Genomic DNA, 21687 nt, shown 5'->3' with positions numbered 1-21687 from the left:
CTATCTGAGATACACTAGTTTCTTTACAACGGACAAATTAGTGGTCTGAACCGCAACAAAGTACACCCCCGTTGCGACAGAAGCGCCGGTTGTGGTTTCGCCGTGCCAGACGAGGTCGTGATGCCCGAGTGTAAGTTTCCGGTCTTGAAATGCAAACACCTGCCGCCCCAGCAGATCGAAGATCGCAACCTTCGCCTCAGCCGCCGGGCTGCCGATGACTTCTATCGGGATCGTCACACTCGAGTTGAAAGGATTCGGATAGGGATCTCCTACCACGAACTCCCGCACGACCGGGGGCGGTTCGTCGCCCACGGGCAGGCCAAAGCGCGGATCGCCGGAGATTATCCTAATGTAGCCGCGCTGGAGCGTATCACCATAGAACGACGAGTACATCCAATCATCCAAACCGTCCCCATTAATATCACCGGATCGGGAGTAATCACCAAGAACATTCCCGTCTTCGTTGGGAAAGTTGACTTGATACGCGATGTCTGAGTCGACGTGATCCGCACCGAGATAGACGCACACTCTGTGAACTGGGGCATCCGTAAACGCCATGTCTTCATATCCATCCCCGTTGATATCCCCTAAACAGGCATGAGCGTAGGGAACGAGACCACCTCCTCCGTTGAGTGTCGCGTCCCACGTATTGAAATCCTGCGGCTGTCCGCCGTACCAGACGCGGAGCTGTACGCCATGATGATCAATGGTATGCGCAGCAAGGTCATCCACGCTATCCCCGTTCATGTCTCCGATGATAGACCACGCCGTGCTCAGAACCGCCATCGTATCTTCAATGAAGGTGACGTCCGGAATAGAATCCGCGTCAGGACCGCCGAACCAGCCGTGAACATGGTAGGTCCCATCCCCCCAGCGGAGAGAGTACAGGAAGTCCGTATAACCATCCCCCGTAATGTCACCGACTCCGTTTGGATAAAAGAAATTCCAATTCCAAGCAACGCTGTGCGTCCAGGTCGATGAAGACGGCGGGTCAGGCCACTGCCCCTGATAGAACTCCAACAGGCGTTGCTCTGCTGCTACCCCCCCCCGCAAGTAACAGCCTATGCCATTGTCGTTAAAATGCGGCAGAGTTTCCAGTACTTTGCGGGGTTCCGCGTTGTCCGACCGCCAGTCCCAGAGCGTGTCAAAAACGCCCGGGCCACCCAAAAAAAGATACCTCTGATAAAGAATAGATTCTCTGAAATGCAATTCAATGAGTATATCGGGACATCCGTCACCAGAGAGATCAACGATCTCCAAAGGCGGTCCGTAACCCGAAGCGCCTGCCCAGTATGTCCACTCCGTCGTCGTATCCGTCAGCGTGTGGGCAAAATCCAGTGTTCTGTACGGCGGAAAGTCATTGCCGTAAATCAAACGAAGATGGTTGTAACGGATGGTTCCACTTGAATGAGTACTGTCCGCTACACTGACTAAGATATCATCATACCCATCCCCATCTTGGTCTCCTACGTGACGTAACACGGAAGCGCCAAGTTGCTCACCCGGTTCGCCGAATGCTTCGTACAAAACGATTGGCTCATAAGGCTGGGCGTGGACAACTTCCCCCAACACCAAAACCGCGAACCCCACCCGCTTCAGAGTTGCCTGAATGGCGGGTGAGATTCGCGTGGTCTTCGCATTCATGTTTTCAACCTTTCTCGGTTGGTGTGACCGGCTACATACGACGGTCAGAAAGCGTCATAGTGAAACGAATGCGCGAGAATCGGATTCGGATAGGGGCATATTAGGTGCTTCGCTTCGGCGCAGGCGTAATCTCTACGTCAATGGTGCCTTCGCGCGGAATGAAGCGAATTTCGTCGGGTGTCCACTTTTGTAGCCAGTGCTTCTGTTCGTCTGCGAAACCTTCGAGTACGTAGGTATCGGTAATCCCTTGTATCGCGTCAATCTTTTCCAACATCTTTGCTGACGGAATCACAGCGATTACTACGCCGTCATGATGCTCAACTTGGTCCTGCAGTACCATTAGTCTTATGTGTAATCCGCCGATCAGAAGCGGCCCATCGTGCTTCAGCGCGTCGACCTGTGCTTCTGTGAAGACGTTCCGCAGTTCCATGTTCACGAGCGCCTTTGAATCGCAGGCGATCAGAACATGATCAGCACATAATCCTTCTCTTGCTTGATTCCTGATGTAGCCCAAAGTTGCAAACAAGCTGGCGGTGGTACTCTTGACTTGCTTGACTAAGTACTTCGCCAAGGCTATTCCCTTCCGTGTTCGGTCACTTTCCCGTCTGGTGCTACCGTCGTGTACTTCGGTGACGGCTCCTCGTACTCGCGCAGGATTTCCGCAACCGGAACGCCTGTTTTCTCGCTCGCTTCCTGCGGTGACAATCCTTTCAACTTCACCAAGTCTTTGGCGATCCGACGTATGAAGTCGTTCTTGTTGATCACGAGTTTCATCGGTTGAGTTCGGCGTTATATCGTTGGGCAGCCTGCATTGCGCTTTCGTGTGTTGCGTAGCACTTGGGAGTGAAGAATCTCTTAATAAAATAGAAAACGCCAACTCCCGCGACACCACCTCCCGCTACGACAAACGGAGTGGAGAAGTTGCCGCTTTCTTGGCCTGGCCTAATCGCGAGAAGGGCGCCGCATGCAATAAACACTGGTCCATTGACCAACTTCCGTACGCGGTTATTGCTGTGATGCGATGCATGTTCTGCAATCTCGGGTTGACCGGCCAAGGAAAAGAGCTTTGCTTCGCTGATCTTCTCCTGACCTTGGTACACGTTCCACGAGTGCGCGCCACCATGAGATTGGATCGTGATCTCTTGCGCATGCGATAAACCTGCGGACATGATTAGTGCGAACAGCAGTCGAAGCATAATGCCTCCTTAATTTTTTCGGCACCCCAAATCTAATGAAATCAACGCATATTAGTCAAAACATCGACTTAGCTGGCAAGGCCTCCTCAACTTATCCAGACCCACCAACCCTTGTAATCCTCCCGGTTCTTACCTCAACTTATTGAGATGTGTCACGTGCAACGCACTTGCATCGGGAGCTTTGCGTTTCTATTTTGAACGTGCGTTCAGTCGGTTTTATCTAAGTCCTTAATTACGGAAACGATATGAGTACCAGCATCCACCATCGCACGCTGAATCTTGTCAAGGCGACCATCATCCAATCGGAAGTCGTCAGGGATTTCAAGCTCAACTACGATTCGGCGGCGGGTGGTGCGTTCAGACTCAGCGTCCGGCTCGAGGAAGTAGTCCTGCGGCAGCCCCAAGCCTTGGGCAATCAAGCGGCGGGTGGCAGTTGTGGGAACAGCAACCCCACGCTGAATCTTGCCGAGTGCTTGGGGGGAAATCCCAACCTCCCGGACAATCCGCGCCTTGGCTCCTCTTTGGGTCAGCGCCTTCCGTAGTTCGCTAACCTTATCCATTTCAGACGTTTATAAGAAAGTTGATGTTAGTTCTCTTTTTACTTGACAAATAGAAACAAATAGCGTATTTTTAGGCCATTGAATTAAACAACCCCGCGCCGCTGACAATCCTGCCAGACCACAGCGGCGGGGGCACCTGAATAACCACCCTTGAAAGGGAGGCTTTCATTTGAAAGATACCCCAAAAACCATATTGAGTCAAGTTGAGTCGGAACATGACTTAACATTGCGGGACGTGATGCGTCTCTTCGGTCGCTCCCGTGATTGGGTCGAAGATCACGCAGAAGAATTTGGTTTGTATTGGGTTCAGGGGGCACGGCTCGCGCCGGTTCCCATGTTCCGCGCAACCCAAATCAGAGCGTGGAGAGACAAGCAGCGATACGAGGGAACCGCTTTAGCAGAAGTCAAATCGGAGCGAGTCCGTGACTTTGCATTGCAGGCTGACCTCGCAATTCCAGAGTTGGCCGTCCTACTCGGACGTTCGCCCGCGTGGGCTTCAAAGAACCGTAACCTCTTCAAATGGTACTACGTCCCTGGACGTGGACGCACGGGGCGTGAGGTGCGGTTCGAGAGGAAGTCAGTTCTGGAGTATCTCGAGCGTCTCCGGTCCCAGTCGAACGGCAACGGCGTTGAAGAGCATGAGACGGTAGAGCAGATTATCAATCGAGTAAAGGCGAAGCGCGCAGCTGCAGGGCAGTCCCTGTAGTTCGCGCTTTTTCTGTTTTTGTTCGGACACACAACCCAAAGGAGAATGCCACATGCAAGCAGCACAAATCGGAACGATGATCCACCACGACCGCCGCAACTATGAAGACGCGGTCGCCAACGCGCTTCCCATCGCGCATCAGAAGCTCGAAGCGATGATTGAGAACGGGCGCGCCAAGCAGGCACAGGTCATAACGCACCTCATGGACGAGGCAGACCGCCGCAAGGACTACCTCGTACCCGCTTCGAAGTTTGACTTCGAAGGATTCAACAAAGCCATGCAGATGAAGGTTGACCGGGCGGACGGCAACGACTTCGACTGGCTGAACTTCAATGACTACAGCCTTGGTCAAATCGCGAGCATCCTCGGCGTTCCCGAACGGTTCCTGAAGGGCGTGATTGACGACGACCCGCAAATCGCGGCTTCGATCATGAATGACCTTCGCTACCGGCTCGGGGATTCACGCCGCTTGATCCGCGAAGTGGACGGCACGGTTCGCGCAGTGCTTTCCGACCGCTACAAGCCGATGGATCAGGGCAGGGTGATCGAGATGTTCCTGAAGGCGATTCAGGAGACGGGCGCACTACCACTCGACGGCTTCTGCACGGACCGCCGTTACGTGCTTCGCGCGGTCATTCCGCAAGTGCTTGAGCCGATGCCCAACGAAGTCGTCGCACTCGGCGTTCACATCAGCTCGTCAGACTATGGCGCCGGAGCTTTGAATCTCTCGGTCTTCCAGATTCGGATGTGGTGCACGAACCTCGCCGTCGGCGAAAGCGTCTTCCGCGAGATTCATCTCGGCGGTCGCATGAACGACGATGACGGCTTGATCCAGTGGAGCGGCAGAACGGTTAGCCTTCAGAGCATGACGGCATTGAGCGAAATGAAGGACGCGATGCGGGCGATCCTCGCACCGGAGAACCGCGACCGCATTGAAGCCTCGTGGCGAGCGGCGGCGATGGAGCGCATCAACACGCAGGGCGAGGCTGACAGACTTCGGAAGCAGAACATCCTCTCGAAGGAAGACGCCGACAACCTCGTCAAGCTGGTGCAAACTGAGCAGCGCATCGAAGTGCTTCCTTCCACGCCGGACCCGAACAGCAAGCTCCGCTTCGCACAGGCGCTCAGTTGGCTCGCGCAACAGGCAGAAGGCGAGAAGCGGCTTGACCTCGAAACGGCAGCCGGTCGCTATCTGAACAACTAATCAGAGTCAGCGGAGCGGCGGTCGAGCACCGAAAGGGTATCCCGCCGCTCCGCACGATTCCTCACTGAACACACTTCACAAGGATAAATAGCCATGACCAATGGACAACTCAACACTCAGAGCCTCCGGCAGTATTGGGAGGCGATTTCAGACCTCTATAACCTGTGCGGACAAGTCAGCGTTCATGAAGGCGACGTGACCTTCTGGGCGAACGCGGTCCGCAACAACGCCAAGAGTCTCGCGGACTCGCTGAAGTATCTCGAACGGGAATTGGACAAGCGCGAACTCGCCGAGCGCTCTGAATCCATCGTCAAGGAGGTGGCATGATGAACCACCTCGACCCGAACTATCGCCGCACCGGTATCGGCGGCTCGGACATCGGCGCGATTCTGGGTGTGAACCCGTTTCGCTCGCCGCTCGACGTGTACATGGACAAGCTCGGATTGAAAGAGCCAGAACCGGACAATGAGAAGATGCGTTGGGGAAGAGTACTGGAGCGTCCGATTGCAGAAGAGTTTTGCCGCAATCGAAGTCTCGCTCTCCTACCCACCGGACACTTGCGCACTGAAATTGATGGTGTGAGAGTTTTTGGCACACCCGATTTCATCGTTCAGCCCAAGAGCGCAATCCTTGAGATCAAGACCGCAGGCCTGCACATGGCAGGATTCTGGGGCGAACCCGGCACGGACAACGCGCCGCTCCCATATATCGCGCAGGTCGCGTTGTACCTGATGCTGGAAGGCGTCACCGACGGATACATCGCGGCGCTAATTGGAGGGCAGGATTATCGTGAGTACGAAATCCCGCGCGACCGCGAACTCGAAGCGGCCATCAAGGACGCGGTGGTGACCTTCTGGAAAGAGCACGTCATTCCGCAGGTTCCGCCAGAAGCGCGCACGGCAGAGGAATACCAGAGGTTTCTGAAGGCGCGCTATCCGCGCTCGACCGGCGAAATGGTCGTGGCCGATTCGGTGGCGGCGTTACGCATGCGGGAACTCGCGAAGGTACGCGCGGAACTGAAGACGCTCGAAGCGCAGGAAACAGACTGCATGACGTACTTGCAGGGAGTGATCGCGGACAACGACGGTATCGAATCCGAGGAGTTTGCGGTGACTTGGAAGAGCGTGAAGGACAGCGAGTCGGTGGATACCAAGGCGTTGCTGGCTGACCCGGAACTGCCTCGGCAATTGATTGAGAAGTACAAGGTCACGAAGCCCGGCAGCCGGCGCTTCCTGTTCAAAGAAAAGAAGCGGCCCGCAGTGGCTGCAGCGTGAGGAGAATCTGAAGATGAGTGAGACAAATGGCTACAGCTTGACGGCAACTGAGCAAGCCTCGAACGCGGTCGCCAAGACCGATCAGCAGCGCGCTGTTGCAGAGGTGCAGGCCGCCATGATTATCGCGCGCATGAACCCCCGCGATCCGGTCGCCGCGCTGGATCGCATCTTGAACGCTTGCCAGCGCAAGAAACTTGCCGAGACCGCGCTCTACACCTATGCGCGCGGCGGCTCGGACATTACCGGGCCCAGTATCCGGCTTGCGGAAGTGTTGGCGCAGAATTGGGGCAACATTCAGTTCGGAATCCGCGAACTGGATCAACGCAACGGAGAGAGTACGGTGCAGGCATACGCTTGGGACGTTGAGACGAACTCTCGAAGCGAAGTCACGTTTCAGGTGCCGCACATTCGGCACACGAAGAAGGGTTCCTACAAGCTCGAAGACCCGCGCGATATATACGAAATGGTTGCCAACGTCGGGGCAAGGCGGCTCCGCGCGCGCATACTTGCAATCATCCCGGGCGACATCGTGGACGAGGCGGTGGCGCAGTGCAGCGTGACGCTTCACGCCAAAGCTGACACGTCAAAGGAGAATATTCAGAAACTGGTGGAGACCTTCGCGGAGTACGGCGTGACCAAGGACCAGATCGAGAAGCGGATTCAACGGAGGCTCGACGCGATTCAAGCGGCGCAGGTGGTCAGTCTGCAGAAGATTTACCTGAGTATGCGCGACGGCATGAGCGCTCCTGAAGACTGGTTCGAATCCGAAGACGCTGACAAGCCAACGACCGGCGTAAACGGACTGAAAGCCGCGCTGGGTGTCACGCCGCAAAATCCTCCTGCTCCGAGCCAGCCGACACCGACGACTTTCGACCGTGAGCGCGCCGTTCAGGAGCTTAACCAGATCTTCAAGGAACTCGGCCTCAACACGTCTATCCAACGCAGTAAGGCCGTTGAGTCATGGTCGGCGGGTGAGTCCACGAACACCAACGACCTGTTCCGGGCACCCGACGAGATTCTTGAGATGGTTCTGATCTCAGCGCGGGAAGAGCTGCGCATCAAGCGCGATAACGAATAACTGCTCAGGTGAAGCGCGAACGTGAATGCGCTATAAAAGAAGACACGTGCGCCAGTCGGGACAGCAAGGAAGCCGACGTTTCCCTCAGCGGCGGGGTGGGTTGGTTTGTGGCATACTCCTTCCTGCCCCGTGCGCAAGGGAGAATTTCTACCGCCCGGCGCTTTGTGCTGGAGCACGAGCAAAGGGCGGAGGAAGTTCTAAGGCCGGGGCCGGTCACGTTCCGTCACATAGACGACAACCGGAGGTCGCACTCACGACCGGCCCCGGCTACAAATATAGCTCTTGAGACGGCACCCTCACGGGCGGAGTAGCCGCAACTGTCAAGGAATCCTTACAAGTTGCGGTGCACTCTACCCTCGCCGAATTCTGCTATATGATTTGCATTGTTAGAGTACCATACGGAAGGTTATAACATGAGTGAGAAGCGGGAAAAGTTCAAGCGCAGATACTTGCGCTTCATGAAGTCGCAAGGAGTATTTCCTGAACCCAAGCGCAAAGCCCTGACAGGCCATTCCAACGCGCTTTGTGCAACTGGCCGCCACGACTTTGTTGGCCCGTTCACACGCGACAGCAAAAAACGGCATGTAAAGATTTGGGATAGATGGGGCTTTCTAACTATAGGACGAAAGACCGTGTGGGAAAAGGCCCCGCGTGGTCGCGTTTGCCGCCAATGTGGACAAACGCACGTTCAGTCAACAACGGGACATTGGCTGAATTTCGGGAAAGCTAACCTCCAGAAGTTGGGGTTATAACATGAATCCATTCCTCCTCATCTGGTTCGCGCTGTTGTTGTACGGCCTTCACGTCGCGCTTTTGCGCAGGCCTCGCTACAATCGTTGGTATCTGCGCAAGGTTCGCAATCAGCGTGCGCTTCGTCACTATCTGGATTCTGTTGAACGACTCTGATCGTGACGTTGCTTGGCGAACATATTCTGCGGTATCTGGAATCTCGTGACAGCGACTCACCGCTTTCGCGCGAAGACATTGTTGAATTGCTGTTCGAGCAGACAGGAAAGCGGTTGCATGTTCGGGACATTCAGGATGAGATCAATCTTCTCAATACTGAACTGAAAGCGCAAGGCCGACTGATTGTGTCGGGCCCTGGGCGCCGCGGTTATTGGATTCCGAAGGCCCGTGAAGCCGACCTGAAGCTCTTAGAGCACGCAGCCAAAAAGATGCAGGCCCACGCTGAAGCCGAAGCTGAACGCGCGAAGGATATGCTGAACCACCTATCAGACCTTGAAGAGAAACTGAAAGCTCCTGTCTATGCTGCCAACGGCCAAGCAACGATGTTCGCATGAGCTTCCTGATTCTGTCCACGATCAAGAAGCACGGAAGGATTGACTTCATCAGCCTGCTCAGGGAGACCGGCATGGGTCAAGGCGAGGTGTGGCCGCAGCTTCAGGAGTATGTAAAGAGTGGGCGTGTCACAGAGTATGTCATGCCTTCGTCCCCGTATGAGTATGAGCTTACACCGCCCGCACCTCCGGCGCCAACTCAAGCAGTGCGAAGGAAGCGGTGAAGATACTGGCCTTGGATATTGGCATGAACGGCGCGTTCGCTCGGAATTTCGGGCCTTTCCCGCGCTACGGACTAATCGACTGCACTCGTGGGCCGAATCAAAGGCCCGGCGCAAGTCTTGAGAAGTTGCTGCGGTTTCTGGTTGCACAGGGAAAGTGCGACCTGATTGTTCATGAAGTCTTGATCGGCATGGGCAAGGGTAAGCGGCTGCTTCATGGATTCGGTGCGGTGGTCGAACTCTATGCGACTGGTCGCGGCATTCCCGTTAAGATGATTCCTGCCGCAACCCTGAAGAAGTGGGCAACCGGCAACGGTAGGGCCGATAAGTCAGAAATGAAAGAGCGCGCAGGTGAGGTCACGAACGACAATCTTGCTGATGCGCTTTTATTACTCGAATACGCATTGCACAACTAACCCACGGAAGGAACGAACATGAATTCTGCACCAATCGGTCTTTGTCAGTATGAGACCAAAAGCAGGAACGGACAGTCGCCGCAGAGATGCTGCAAGCCGGCTGTTGAAGAGATTAACGGACACTTGCTCTGCACCGTGCATAAGAAGTACGGCCCAACGATGGACCGGCGCACGGACAGCGAGAAGATTGAAGCGCACAACCAGGGCGTTGAAGAGCGGAACAACGGCGCCGCGGCACAATCCGCGTTTACGACGTACGAGGTCTATGCTGATTTGTGCGAGCTGACTGACCGGATTGAAAAGCACATCAAGCGAGTGCCGAAGGGCCGACAAGTTGCGGCCTATCTGAACTCTGCACGGTTGCTTCTGCTGGATGAAATGAGCAGCGCTGCGGACGAGGTGGATCCACGTCAGGAGGCTCTTCCGCTTTTGCACCCGGACGAAGACGTAACGACTGAAGTTCAAGGCCATGAGTAGCATTCCGAGAATTGAATTCTACATGCACCTTGAGGCGTTGGGCTGTGACCGCTTGGCTCAGGGCCGCGTGGAGTGCTATGGGTCTGACGGTTCCGGTATCATTCTACCTGCAACGAGCGGACTTATGGGCTATCAGTCGCAGGCAAACCTCTGGGACGCAGGTAAAGGGCCGATTCCACCTTATGAGAGATACACGGTATCGATGCTTCCTGAACCGAAGGAAGCAAAGGGAATAGAAGGAGACTTCTTCCGTATCTATCCTGTTGAACTACGGCATCCAGACGGTCATCGGTCACGGTCTGGCTTCGGGATTCACCGAGACGCAAATGTGCCCGGATCAGCCGGATGTATTGTGATCGCAGATCGCTTACACTTCGCTCAATTCGTGTATTGGGCATTGACACAGCTCTCACATGGTCAAAACAGGTTACCTCTCTACGTGTATTACCAATGACAAACATCACGTTATCGAGCCGTTTTCGCAAGGAACATGCGCGGTCCACGGAACCTTGCAAATGCTGCGGCCACCAACTGACATTCGCCATGCCGTGTTACGTCGTTTACGTGCGCGTCTCCGGACGGACGTTCTCGCCGCTCATCTGTATCTCTTGCCACCGGAAGGACGATTTGACGCTCATCGCCGGATTCATTGAACAGGCACGCAATACGATAGTCAGGGAAGACATTTTTATCACCGACTACGTGCGGATCATGGCTGCACAGGAGATATAACCAATGGCACGGCCCAGGCGGAACGGGGTTGACCGATTCAACATCGCGATAGACATTCACGACAATCCGAAGTTCACATTGTTCAAACGAACGCTCGGACTATCCGAAGGATTGGCGTATCTGCACCTCGTGAGGTTCATTCAGTACGTCGCTGCAAATCACGCGTTCGAACCTGTGATCGACCCAGAAAACGCCGAGATTATTGCCGACTACTGTTACTATCAGGGACCGGGGGTCGCAATGATTCTGGCACTTCAAAAAGCCGGATTCTTGACTCCAGAATGTGAAGTAAAGGACTGGTTTATCCATCAACCTCTGGCCGAGTTTATCCACAATAGGCGGGTTGCCGGAGCCAAGGGTGGACAGAAGACCGCTGAAGCCTACGAACCAATGAAAGACGATTCCGGCAAGTTCAACGGAAGCAAACAGCACAAAACCCCCGTTGTGCTTCCGGTTATGGAAGAATCCAGCGGAACCCAACTTCAGAATGGTAATTGTAATGGTAATTCTGCTTCAGAAAGTAAAACGCTTACAACTGGCGTTGTAAGCGTTGCTCCGAAGCGCGCGCGTGCGCGCGAGGCACCGACATCGCCGGTTCAAAGAACCCTGTCCGAGATTCCCAAACCAAACGGCAGATACCCACCCGACCCGAAGCTCGAAGCCATGCTCGACTTCACCGATCGGGCTGAACAACTCCTCGGCAAGCTGTCCGAAAACGACCGAGCAGGCATTCGCTTCGACCTGTCCCTGCACGGCTCACCCGCTGAACTCGACTGGATTCTCGACCAACTGCAGGCTACGAAAACCGATGGCCGACTGAACGTCGCGGACGGTCAACCAGGACTCGCTAACCCGGTAGGCTGGATCCGCAAGCAAATTCAATCCGAAACCAAAGCACGAAAGGAACACACATGAAAGCAGAAATACCGCAGCTACTCAACCATGAGGCCTCGGAAGCCTTGCAAAAGTACATGGCCGAAGTCCATGAGCCGCCGCTTGACTTCACCAACCCCGACGACATCGCCCAGGCAGCCGAAGACCTGCTGATTCTGGCCTCACAGGAGCCGCCTGAACCTGAACACTCGCTGACAGATGACCAAGCCGTCGAACTCGCCGATACCCTGCTCAAACGTGACTTCTGCGGCATCCTGAAGGCCCTGCTCGAAGACACCAGAAGCCTTGGCGAAAAGAAAACCCTGATCAGCAATGCCCTGGCGCGCTTCTCCTGACCGCCGCTCTCACGCGGATAAAACGTATCACCGCGTGCTTAAGCTGCTCCGTGATAATCCTCTCCGGGAGTTCGCACCCGGAGAGGTTGCACGGATCCTCGAGCCAAGTCTCACAGGCGAACCACTGAGGCACTTTCAAACACTGGTCGGAAAAGCCCTCAGGAAATTCCTGAACCAAGGCATTGCCGAATGGAACGGCATTCTTCGACTGCGACGATACTGGATCGAACCCAAGAACTTCGTTGCCGCTGATGAACGACTTAGACTCTTCGAAGCCGCTGAACGCGGTGAACCCGAACTGCCTGATAACGCTCCTGCGATTCTGATGCAAAAACCTCAAGAACAGTCTGTTAGAAACCAGAAGCAGCGCCGCTGGTAACTCTGAAACTCAGACGTTAAAACTAAGTGATTGAAACGGAAGGATTAAATGAGTCATGGAAAGCGCGAATTGATCGCGTATTACTCGTGCTGAGCTGGAGCAGATCACGTCTTGCGTTGACGCTTCGTTGCTCGGAGAGAACGATTTGGAATTGGCAGAATGGCGATTGCGAGCCGCATTGGAACGACGAATGCCGCAGCCTACTCACTGAACTTGAAACAAGACACAACATCCGTGAACGGTACGCCGAACGACTCAAAACTTCTGGCCATAGCGGGCAATCAGCAGCTTCCGGAACTTAGCGACACGGAGGTGAAGTTCCTGCTCGCCTATTGCGGCGTCAGCCCGAAGCATCGCGGTCCGCGAACCGCAGCGCAGGCGTATCTCTGCTTGAATCCTAACGCGCCGCCCGTCTCGGCACACGTTAGCGGGAAGACGATTCTGTCTCGACTGAAGGCGAAAGGTCTGCTCACGCTGATTCTGGAAATCCAGGGCGCGGGCATCGCGATTGCCACCGAAGCGCTGAAGCAGGGACTGAAGGCCGAGACGATCAAGCGCATCGAATACCCGGGCGGGATCTGGGACTACGCAGCTGCACCGGATCACCGCACTCGCCGCGATTGCGCACGCGTGCTGCTGGAACTGCATAACGTGATCGGGCCAGAAGGCGTTGCCGGCGGCGGTGACGCGTTCCGCATGACGTTCGCGGAAGCTATTGCACAGCAGAGCGATCGTGCAAAGTCGAGAAGCGTTGAATCGGCAGACTTCACGGAAGTCACGAACCATGAGCGATGACGACCTGCGCGTCACCTCGCTCGAACTGCGCACCGAGGACGGGTTCCCGTTCGACGACGACGCGGCGAGCTACTGCGTGATCGCGACCTGTACCGAAGCCGGATTTAAGGCGCTGCAGGATGCTTGGGAATCGCGTGAGCTGTTTGCCGTGACCTTCGCCGGCCGTAACTACGTCGGTACTGTGCGCGGGAATGTAACCGCAGAAGCAGTGTCTGAGAATTTAATCGAAGTGAAGTTCACGCTCTTTGAGTAAACGCGCTGACATTCTCGTCTTTCGCAATCAGCCGCTGAAGGAATGCGAAGCACAGTACCGGGACGATCCCGAAGCGTTCATCTGGGACATCCTGGGCGTTCGCAATCTGTTTCCCAAAGCGCTGGAGTTCATCTGGTCCGTTGCGCGAAATCGCAAGACTGCCGCGCGCGGCTGCTACGGGTCGGCGAAGACGTTCTACCTCGCTTGCATCGCGCTGTGGTTTCTCTACACGAGACACAATTCGCGCGTGATCACCACCGCGCCGACCATGAGACAAGTTCGCGACCTGCTCTGGGCGGAAATCAATTCGCTTCACCAGAACGCGAAAATCCTGCTTGGCGGGAAACCGCTGCAGAATCGTCTTCAGCTCGGTCCGAAGTGGTTCGCGGTCGGTCTGCCTGCCTCACAGCGCAACGAGTCCGCAATCCAGGGCTATCATGGAGAAAACGTGTTCGTGGCGCTGGACGAAGCTTCGGGAATCCGAGCCGCGATCTTCGAACTGGCGGAACGCCTGGCTGTCGGTAGTGATGACCGGATCGCCGCTATTGGCAACGCCATTGATCCGCTCAGTCATTACGCCGGACTCTTCAAGGCGTTCGATTGGAGCAAAATCGTGATCACGGCCTTTGACACGCCGAATGTGGTTCTGAAAAAACAGGTTGTCCCGGGCATGGTCAGCCATGAGTGGGTTTCAGAAAAACGCACCAAGTGGGGCGAGAATTCACAGCTCTACCGCTCACGAGTCATGGCGGAATTCCCGCTGTCCTCCGATAACGCGATGATTCCGCTGTCATGGATTGAGAAGGCGATGCAGCGTTGGGATGAGCTGATCGAAGAAGTGCGCGAACAAGACCGCAGACTCTCGGAAGAGCAGGCTGCTGAAGTCTTGGCAGAACGCTGGCCAGGCTACAAGTCGTTGGGCATCGACGTGGCCGGCACCGGCGAAGACGACACGATTCTCGCGCCGCGTATCGGAACCTTGCATCTGCCACTCGAAACGCATCACGGTCTCACGACTCAGGAAATTGTCGGTATGGCCGCGATTCGGCATCAGCGCGGTTACAGAATCGCTGTAGACGTTACCGGAATTGGAATGGGCGTCGGAGATAATCTGACTGACGCTGGTATCGACGTCACGAAAGTGAAAGGCGCTGAGTCTTCGCATCGGCAGAATCAGACCGGCGACTTCGGCTTCACGAATCGGCGCACCGAACTCTACTGGACAATGCGCGAATGCTTGAATCCAGACAAGCCGGAAGCCGAGCGGCACGTCCTGCCGCGCGATGAACTGCTTGCCGAAGAACTTGCGCTTCCGATATGCTCAGAAACCACCGGAGTACCGCCGCGAATCAAGATGGAAAACAAGGAACAAGTCGTGAAACGGCTTGGCCGTTCACCGGATCGAGCGGACGCCACAGTTTACTCCCTTGCAACAGAAGACTCCGCTGCGGCGTACGCTTTGAACGATCCTCCGGGGCAGGAGCGAACGCCCTTACGCAGTCAGTCAATTAACCGCAGCCGGCATGGCAGAAAGTGGTAACATGAGACTCTTTGGAATTGAAATCAGACGAGCGGACAGACCAGCCGCGATTCACGTGAAGGAAAGCTCGAGTTCCAGCCGCTGGATCAGGCTCGGGCAAAGCGGATATACGCTTCAGCGCGACATCACCGCGATGCAGATTTACGAAACGAACGACCGCGTCTACAAGGCATGGCTGTACAATCCGATCGTGAAACGCATTACCGAGATTTGGGTGAACTACGTCATTGGCTCTGGTCTCACCTTCGAAGCAAAAGACGAACGGGTTCAAGCGACTTTGGACGCTTTCCTTGCGCAGAACAAAGTCGGACTGAAAATGAAGAAGCGAGCCCGGGAAGCTTACCTATTCGGCGAATTGTTCGCGATTCCGAACGTTAACACGATCTCCGGAAACGTCCGGCTCGGCTTCGCGGACCCGCTCAACATCGAGAAAGTACAATTCGATCCGTTCGACGGAGACACACCCACGTCCATCGAAATCCGGACGGTCGACGGACGTTTCAATCTGCCGCTGGTCACCGTGGACGAACGCGGCGATGCGGCGGTGAGAATACCCGAGTTCTACGGCGAGCAACGCGCCGTGATCGGGAATAAGGCGCTCAACACTCTCGGCAAGAGAACGGGCCGCGCGATGCTGCTGCAGTTCAATACCGTGATCGGCTCTCAGCGCGGCACCACCGAGCTGTTGCCAATCATCGATTGGTGCGCGGGTTTGGAAGACATCCTGTGGATCAACAAGCAGCGCGTCGAAGACCAGAGCGCGATTGTCGGCGTGATCACAGTCGAAGGCGCGACGCCAAAGCAATTGAACGAGTATCGCAACCCCGAATCCGCTAATTACATTCCGCCGCCCAGGCGCTTCAACCCTAACGAAGAAACGTCCTGGGCCTACGCGAACGAGAAGGTCAAGTTCGACTTCATTTCGCCGGACATCAAAGCAACTGACATTGAAACGTTCAGCAAGGTGATCAAGAGCTTGATTCAGATTGGAAGCGGGAATCCAGCGGTCGTGTTTGGACAGGCGGAAGAAGCGACGTGGGCGAGCGCCCGCGAAACGATGTCCCCGTTCTTCCAGATGATGGAGTCGGGGCAGAAGCAGTTCGTGCAATTCTGGGAGGACATCGCCGGATTTGCAGTAGATCAGAAGCGCATTTTCACCAGCGAACTGGATGGCGTAACGGACTTTGGCGTCACCGTGAAGGCGCCGCCAATTGCCGTGGACGACAAGAAGCTTATCGTCGAAATTGCAAAGGGCATGTCCGAAGTCGTTGCGATTTGGCGCGTGAACAACTGGATCGACGACACGCAGGCATCGCAGCTCGTCCGCACAATCGCCGCTGAAGCCAAGCTCCCGATCGAAGAAGTGATCGCTCCGGACGGGAACGACGTGAAGGAAGACTGGAAGGCACGTGAGTTAAGACGAATCAGGGAGGGGAAATGACTCGGGGAGCGAGGATAGTGAACGGCTTTCCCGTGAAGCGGATGCCGCTGTCAAGATTGAAGCCTGCCGACTGGAACCCGCGCATGATGAAAGCAGCGGAATTGGACAAGCTGCGCAGGTCTGTCGAGACGTTCGGTCTCGTGGAGCCGATTATCTGGAATGAGCGCTCTGGTCAGATCGTGGGCGGTCACCAGCGTGTGAAGGTATTGCTCGCCGCTGGCACGGCAGAGACCGACGTGATTGTCGTAGACCTTGACGAATTGCAGGAGAGCCAACTAAACCTCTCGCTCAATCGAATCAGCGGCGATTGGGACGAAGACGCGCTCCGCGAACTGATACAAAGCCTTCAGGAACACAACGCCGACCTATCACTTACGGGATTCGATGACGACGAGATTTCAGATCTGCTGGATGACATGGAAGCCGTCACCATCGAGCGCGAACTTTCGGAAGAGCAGACTCTCAACTTGAATCAGGCGTGGCAAGAGTGGGCTCGCGACACGCTGAAGTTCATCGAGTTGCTTTCGCCGCACGGCGTCGTGTCGCACAATTGCACCAGGGCCATTGCGCGTATCTATTTTCTGAGAGCACTTTATCTCGGTGAGCGCTATCCTCGCTGGACTTCGCATGCCTTCCATCCGAGACAGATTCACGTCGCGGGTCATGCGCACAGCATGATTGATGCGCTCAAATCCTTCACGGAAGACTTAAAGTACGGCGATTCGTTCCGATTTTGTCTCAAGGACAAACCGTCCATTGACATGATTCTCGCACAAAGTCTGCCCATCGGGGGCAGCCGAACCGCGCCGGACTTTCCGGCTGAACTCGCGCTTGACCTTATCAATGAATTCTGTCCTGTAGGCGGTGCAGTGCTCGATCCATGTCACGGGTGGGGCGGGCGGCTCGTGGGATTTCTGTTGAGTAGAGCTTCTTCCTACACAGGATTTGATCCGGCTGAGTCCACACACGCGGGCACGAAGGCGCTCTTCGAGAACTATTCGCGGTACACACCGGGCAAAGAGGCAAAGTTCTTCTGTCAATGCTTTGAAGACAGCCAACTTGAAGCTGAGTCCTTTGACTTCGCACTCACTTCGCCGCCCTACTTCAACGTAGAGAAGTACGAAGGCGAAAACTCCAGCTTTCGCAAGTTCAAGAAGTTCGATGCTTGGGATAACGGTTTCTACCATGAACTCATTCACAGAACAGCTAAGGCGCTGAAACCCAACGCCGTGTTCGCTCTGCAAGTGGGCAATCAGACGCATCCGCTTGAAAAGAGAGCCAAAGACCACGCGAAAAGCTGTGGGTTGGAGTATGTTGAGACGCGCGCTTCTGGTATGATTAACAACTGGACCGAGACACCGGAAGACGAAGGTGAGGTCGTGGTCTTGTTCCAGAAGATTGGATTATGAAACTCAAACCCGAGGACAGGGCAAAGCTCCTTTCACGTATGAAGAAAGAGCAGGGTATGCTCAAAGGCACGCCGCGCGAAAGCGACCATGTAGCGACGCTCGTTGGCGCACTGCCGCTGATGCGTCTCGTGATCTCGTGGCCGCTGCTGAAAGTCGGTGTTCCATCAGATGACTTGGAGGCGCCGGATGATTTGACGGAAATGGAACAAATTTGGTATGGCGTCGAAGTTGATTACGAAGAAGTATCGGCCGCCGCGCGAATCCCGATGACGTATGTTGAACAACATGTTCGCGAAGCTCAGACATTCGGTTGGGTGTGGCCGGATGGAACCGTATCTGACACCGCGCTCAAATTAGCCAAGACGACTATTGCCAGACTCGCCAAAGGCGACCGGAAAGGAACGTAGCTATGCCCGTCACTGCGAAAGACGTTAAGGCGTTTGAGTCGAGAATCAGAGCGCTGCAGCAGTCGGCAAACGCGTTGTCGAATGATGTACGCGTCAAAGTGATGAAACGAATTGAGCAGAGCAGATTGCAGGTGAAAGACCTGATTACCAGTTATCCGAAAGACGTGACGAAGCTTCCCGCCGGTGACGTGCCTCGGCTCTCAGCGCTGATTCAGGCCCAGGCGAACGCCGCCTTGAACGACAGCATCGCGCTGATAAACGAGGCGCAGCGCGGAGCGTACGAAGTGGGGATCGCGGCCGGAGCGGAGACGGCCGCGGCGCTAGGAATCTCCGGCGTGTTCTTCGGTCCAAGCACGGACTTGATTGCCGTCGCCATGAACTACACGGCTGACCTTGTGCGCTCAATTCCGAGTGATCTGATGCCCAAAGTCAACGGCGAGTTGTCACGCGCCGCGCTAGGCGGAAAGTCGCCCTTTGAAGCGATGCAAGCCATTGATTCGCTGATCGGCAAGGCCGGTGCGGAAGGTGTTTCCTATCAGGCTGAACGAATCGTAAGAACCGAAGTACAGAGGATTTACAGCATCACGCTCGATGCCCAGATGCAGCAGTTCGTGAGCATGGTGCCTGATGCCGGAAAGGTCGTGAAGAAGAAGTGGGTGAGCGGAGGCGATAGACCCGGTAGAAGGTGGTGGCATCAGGAGATGGACGGCGAGATTGTACCGTTTAATGAACCGTTTTCCAATGGTTTAATGTATCCCCGCGATCCTGCTGGACCGCCGGAAGAGACAATCAACTGCGGCTGTCAATGGGTAACGGTCGTCGATTCCATGGAAGACCTTGTGCGGGACACGATTATGAACCTGTAATCGTGGCAAAGCGGCATAGGTCAAGCCTGAATGTAAAAAACCCTGCAACATTTCCGGAAAGGTTGCAGGGTTTTCTGTTTTGCGCCGTTGTAATCGCTCAGGCAATTTCTGAACTTAATCGCATGAGCAGGCTCAAACTCACTCGTTCACGCGAAAGCCGAATCCTCGCCGCAGACAAGACCGGCAGGGTCCTCGAAGTCATGGCGATCAAGGTCGGCCTGTCGAAGAACCGGTCTCCGGAAGGTGTGCCGTTTTATTACGGCAAGGAAATGCTTCAGACGCTTATGCCGCAGTTCGAGAATCTTCCGGCATACGTGTTCGAGAATCCTGACGGGTCGAAGGGGCACGTTGCCGATTTTTCGGACGACGCGAAGCGCGCGACTGGCTTTGTCAAGAACAAAGTCGGCGTCTACAAGAACCCGCGTTGGGGAAAGGACGCCGAAGGGAATGAAGGCGTCATTTGCGATTTACATCTGGTCGATACTGACCTTGCAAACCGCATCAAGAACGCGTGGGACAGCGGATTCAAGGACTTTGCCGAGTTATCGATTGACGGCGACGGGGCGTATGAACTCGCCCGTGTGGACGGGATTGACGTTGCGAACGGCTATATCGAGTCTGTTCATTCTTGCGACATCGTAGACAGCGCAGCTGCTGGCGGAAAGATACTTCGCATTGCTGCCGCAATTCAAAATAAGGGAAAGACAAACATGAAAGCACACACCAAGCGACTACTGTTCAGAGTGCTTGAGGCGCGCGCTGCGGCGTCCAAGAACGCTGAGAAGGTCGAAGCTCGAATCACGCGCTTTCTCGAAGCCGAAGGCGACGCTGCGACGACGGTCGCCGCCGAAGTGCTGCAAGAGCAAAGCGAAGAGACGACTGACGCGCAGTGGAAGACGTTCGCAAAGGAAGCGTTGACCGCGCTCGAATCAGGAAATGTTGAAGCTGCAACCGCGGCGCTCAAGAAGCTTCTTGAGTACGAAACCGCTCAGGCCGCGCAGAAGAACACGGATCCGAAGCCAAACGTCGAACCGCAGAAGAACAACGACCAGCAGCCGCAGAACAATCCGGACTTGAACGGCGGTTCAGCCGTCAAGCCGGAAGACGTTAATGCGCTGAAGGAGCAGGTTGACGCTATGAAGCGCGAACTTGCCGATGAGAAGGCGGTTGCCGAAATCGACGGCTCGAACCTGCCTGCGCCTGTGAAGGAAAAGCTCAAGGAATCGGTCAAAGGACGCGGCCTTGAACTCATGAAGGTCAAGGAAGCGATCAGCGCCGAGCAGAAGGCGCTCGAAGCCCTGGGCTACGGCTTTGCCGGCGGTACGATTCGCGGGCTGAATGACGTCGGTATCTCCGATGCCATGCTTGCGCTGGACGGCTTCTTTGCCGGTGAAGACCTGAAGGACGACAAGAAGCGCACCGTGCGCAGATTCTCTTCGATCAAGGAAGCGGCCTACAAGGGCTGGCGCATTGACCGCGACCGTGTAGATAACGCTGACTTGTTCCTCGGACTGCTCGCGGGGAATCAATACAACTCGATCGTTCGCCGGAACTTCAAAGAGTCGTTTACGACCGCGAGCTTCGATCAGGTGTTTGGCGACGCCATGCACCGCGCGCTGATGCGTGAGTATCTGCTTCCGGATTACCGCGATTATGAGAAGATCACGGTCAAGGAGCAAGTCAACGACTTCCGCGATCACAACTTCACTCGACTCGGTTACTGGGGCGAATTGCCGATCGTGGATCCGGATGGCGGAACGTTCCTGCCGATGCCCGGACTGACGGACGAGTCGGTTGCATTGAACCTCGAAACGCGCGGCGGCATCTTCTCGATTACTCGCAAGATGATCGTTAACGACGACATGAAAGCAATTCGCTTACTGCCGATTCGGGCGGCGCGTGCTCTGAAACTGCGACCGTATCGTGCGGTCTTTGATATGCTGATTGGCAACAGCGTGATTTACGACTCCGTTGCGCTGCTGCATTCGGCGAGCCATGGCAACTTGACGTCTGGCGCCCTCTCGCCGACGACCATGAAGGACGTACGCAACAAGATGTACAATCAGAAGGCGTACGGAAGCGATGCCACGAATCCCGAGTATCTGATGGAAGTGAACTGGCCGAAGTGGCTGGTCGTCCATCCGGACAAGGAAGACATGGCGCTCGCGTTGTGCAAGGCGCAGTCCACGGTGCAGATTGCTCTCACGGCGGGTGGTTACAATGCCGGTGACCTGTTACCGAATGGCGGTGCGCCGAACGTCCATGCTCAGTACGGCATGGATTACATTCTGTGTCCGCGCATCAGCAACTCCTCACACTGGTGGGCGATTGCCGACCCGCGCAAAGTTGAAGGCATCGCCGTGGCGACGCTGAAGGGCGAGTCTGAACCGGAACTGATGCAGGAAGTCGCAGGGAGCGGCTCGAACTTTACGGCGGACAAGGTTTCTTACCGCGTGCGCTGGGACGTTGGCGTGAAGTGCGTCGACTATCGCCCGATTGCCGGATACACGAGCTAACATCATCCGTCTGGGCGGGTCAGGTGCTTCCCTTCCGTGGTGCCTG

Annotated in this window: 28 protein-coding genes; 24 read left to right on the top strand and 4 right to left on the bottom strand. The window is 55.5% G+C overall.

Annotated elements, in window-relative coordinates:
• From KJZ99_04265 to KJZ99_04250, 4 genes are all read right to left on the bottom strand, one after another.
• Positions 1-1644, bottom strand: coding sequence for a T9SS type A sorting domain-containing protein (locus KJZ99_04265; GenBank protein MCL4305103.1), 1644 nt, complete (start codon positions 1642-1644; stop codon positions 1-3).
• 100 nt (positions 1645-1744) lie between these two features.
• A complete protein-coding gene (locus KJZ99_04260) occupies positions 1745-2215 on the bottom strand; it encodes a hypothetical protein (protein ID MCL4305102.1) in 471 nt (156 codons plus the stop codon).
• Positions 2216-2217: 2 nt separating this feature from the next.
• The gene (locus tag KJZ99_04255; GenBank protein ID MCL4305101.1) at positions 2218-2418 is read right to left on the bottom strand and encodes a hypothetical protein; all 201 of its coding nucleotides are present in this window, start codon (positions 2416-2418) and stop codon (positions 2218-2220) included.
• The gene (locus KJZ99_04250; GenBank protein ID MCL4305100.1) at positions 2415-2840 is read right to left on the bottom strand and encodes a hypothetical protein; all 426 of its coding nucleotides are present in this window, start codon (positions 2838-2840) and stop codon (positions 2415-2417) included. Before KJZ99_04250 ends, KJZ99_04255 begins: the two co-directional genes overlap by 4 nt.
• Positions 2841-3085: 245 nt before the next feature.
• Between KJZ99_04250 and KJZ99_04245 the strand changes: the two genes are divergently transcribed.
• The 24 genes from KJZ99_04245 (at position 3086) to KJZ99_04130 (ending at position 21641) form a co-directional block, all read left to right on the top strand.
• Positions 3086-3382, top strand: coding sequence for a hypothetical protein (locus KJZ99_04245; GenBank protein MCL4305099.1), 297 nt, complete (start codon positions 3086-3088; stop codon positions 3380-3382).
• Positions 3383-3569: 187 nt separating this feature from the next.
• Positions 3570-4106 (top strand): hypothetical protein, encoded by a 537-nt coding sequence (locus KJZ99_04240; protein MCL4305098.1) that lies wholly within the window; start codon positions 3570-3572, stop codon positions 4104-4106.
• Positions 4107-4158: 52 nt separating this feature from the next.
• Positions 4159-5310: a hypothetical protein gene (locus KJZ99_04235; protein MCL4305097.1), complete on the top strand. Its 1152-nt coding sequence runs from the start codon at positions 4159-4161 to the stop codon at positions 5308-5310.
• A 93-nt stretch (positions 5311-5403) separates the two neighbouring features.
• Positions 5404-5637, top strand: coding sequence for a hypothetical protein (locus KJZ99_04230; GenBank protein MCL4305096.1), 234 nt, complete (start codon positions 5404-5406; stop codon positions 5635-5637).
• Positions 5634-6584, top strand: a complete 951-nt coding sequence (locus KJZ99_04225; protein MCL4305095.1) for a YqaJ viral recombinase family protein — start codon at positions 5634-5636, stop codon at positions 6582-6584. Before KJZ99_04230 ends, KJZ99_04225 begins: the two co-directional genes overlap by 4 nt.
• Positions 6585-6597: 13 nt before the next feature.
• Complete coding sequence (locus KJZ99_04220; GenBank protein ID MCL4305094.1) at positions 6598-7662, top strand: hypothetical protein; 1065 nt, start codon at positions 6598-6600, stop codon at positions 7660-7662.
• Between the two features lie 753 nt (positions 7663-8415).
• Entirely contained in the window at positions 8416-8568 is a 153-nt protein-coding gene (locus tag KJZ99_04215) for a hypothetical protein (GenBank protein ID MCL4305093.1), read from the top strand.
• 2 nt (positions 8569-8570) lie between these two features.
• A complete protein-coding gene (locus tag KJZ99_04210) occupies positions 8571-8963 on the top strand; it encodes a hypothetical protein (GenBank protein MCL4305092.1) in 393 nt (130 codons plus the stop codon).
• A complete protein-coding gene (locus tag KJZ99_04205; protein ID MCL4305091.1) occupies positions 8960-9184 on the top strand; it encodes a hypothetical protein in 225 nt (74 codons plus the stop codon). The genes KJZ99_04210 and KJZ99_04205 overlap by 4 nt, the downstream gene beginning before the upstream one ends.
• A complete protein-coding gene (locus tag KJZ99_04200) occupies positions 9181-9597 on the top strand; it encodes a hypothetical protein (GenBank protein ID MCL4305090.1) in 417 nt (138 codons plus the stop codon). Before KJZ99_04205 ends, KJZ99_04200 begins: the two co-directional genes overlap by 4 nt.
• Positions 9598-9615: 18 nt before the next feature.
• Entirely contained in the window at positions 9616-10074 is a 459-nt protein-coding gene (locus KJZ99_04195; GenBank protein MCL4305089.1) for a hypothetical protein, read from the top strand.
• Positions 10067-10528 (top strand): hypothetical protein, encoded by a 462-nt coding sequence (locus KJZ99_04190; GenBank protein ID MCL4305088.1) that lies wholly within the window; start codon positions 10067-10069, stop codon positions 10526-10528. Before KJZ99_04195 ends, KJZ99_04190 begins: the two co-directional genes overlap by 8 nt.
• Before the next feature lie 89 nt (positions 10529-10617).
• A complete protein-coding gene (locus KJZ99_04185; protein MCL4305087.1) occupies positions 10618-10806 on the top strand; it encodes a hypothetical protein in 189 nt (62 codons plus the stop codon).
• Positions 10807-10809: 3 nt separating this feature from the next.
• The gene (locus KJZ99_04180) at positions 10810-11721 is read left to right on the top strand and encodes a hypothetical protein (protein MCL4305086.1); all 912 of its coding nucleotides are present in this window, start codon (positions 10810-10812) and stop codon (positions 11719-11721) included.
• On the top strand, positions 11718-12035 hold the full coding sequence (locus KJZ99_04175) for a hypothetical protein (protein MCL4305085.1): 318 nt from the start codon (positions 11718-11720) through the stop codon (positions 12033-12035). Before KJZ99_04180 ends, KJZ99_04175 begins: the two co-directional genes overlap by 4 nt.
• The gene (locus KJZ99_04170) at positions 12013-12414 is read left to right on the top strand and encodes a hypothetical protein (protein MCL4305084.1); all 402 of its coding nucleotides are present in this window, start codon (positions 12013-12015) and stop codon (positions 12412-12414) included. Before KJZ99_04175 ends, KJZ99_04170 begins: the two co-directional genes overlap by 23 nt.
• A 159-nt stretch (positions 12415-12573) precedes the next feature.
• Positions 12574-13209, top strand: a complete 636-nt coding sequence (locus KJZ99_04165) for a hypothetical protein (protein ID MCL4305083.1) — start codon at positions 12574-12576, stop codon at positions 13207-13209.
• Positions 13199-13462: a hypothetical protein gene (locus KJZ99_04160; GenBank protein ID MCL4305082.1), complete on the top strand. Its 264-nt coding sequence runs from the start codon at positions 13199-13201 to the stop codon at positions 13460-13462. Before KJZ99_04165 ends, KJZ99_04160 begins: the two co-directional genes overlap by 11 nt.
• The gene (locus tag KJZ99_04155) at positions 13455-15002 is read left to right on the top strand and encodes a hypothetical protein (GenBank protein ID MCL4305081.1); all 1548 of its coding nucleotides are present in this window, start codon (positions 13455-13457) and stop codon (positions 15000-15002) included. Before KJZ99_04160 ends, KJZ99_04155 begins: the two co-directional genes overlap by 8 nt.
• 1 nt (position 15003) lies before the next feature.
• Positions 15004-16443, top strand: coding sequence for a hypothetical protein (locus KJZ99_04150; protein ID MCL4305080.1), 1440 nt, complete (start codon positions 15004-15006; stop codon positions 16441-16443).
• Complete coding sequence (locus tag KJZ99_04145; protein ID MCL4305079.1) at positions 16440-17852, top strand: ParB N-terminal domain-containing protein; 1413 nt, start codon at positions 16440-16442, stop codon at positions 17850-17852. The genes KJZ99_04150 and KJZ99_04145 overlap by 4 nt, the downstream gene beginning before the upstream one ends.
• The gene (locus KJZ99_04140) at positions 17849-18259 is read left to right on the top strand and encodes a hypothetical protein (GenBank protein ID MCL4305078.1); all 411 of its coding nucleotides are present in this window, start codon (positions 17849-17851) and stop codon (positions 18257-18259) included. Before KJZ99_04145 ends, KJZ99_04140 begins: the two co-directional genes overlap by 4 nt.
• A gap of 2 nt (positions 18260-18261) precedes the next feature.
• Complete coding sequence (locus KJZ99_04135) at positions 18262-19125, top strand: phage head morphogenesis protein (GenBank protein MCL4305077.1); 864 nt, start codon at positions 18262-18264, stop codon at positions 19123-19125.
• 122 nt (positions 19126-19247) lie between these two features.
• Entirely contained in the window at positions 19248-21641 is a 2394-nt protein-coding gene (locus tag KJZ99_04130) for a hypothetical protein (protein ID MCL4305076.1), read from the top strand.
• Positions 21642-21687 lie beyond the last annotated feature (46 nt).

This window comes from bacterium (genome assembly GCA_023382385.1).
Taxonomy (GTDB): Bacteria; Electryoneota; RPQS01; order RPQS01; family RPQS01; genus JABWCQ01.
The sequence above is the reverse complement of the archived record's forward strand: the minus strand, read 5'-3'. Positions and strand labels throughout refer to the sequence as shown.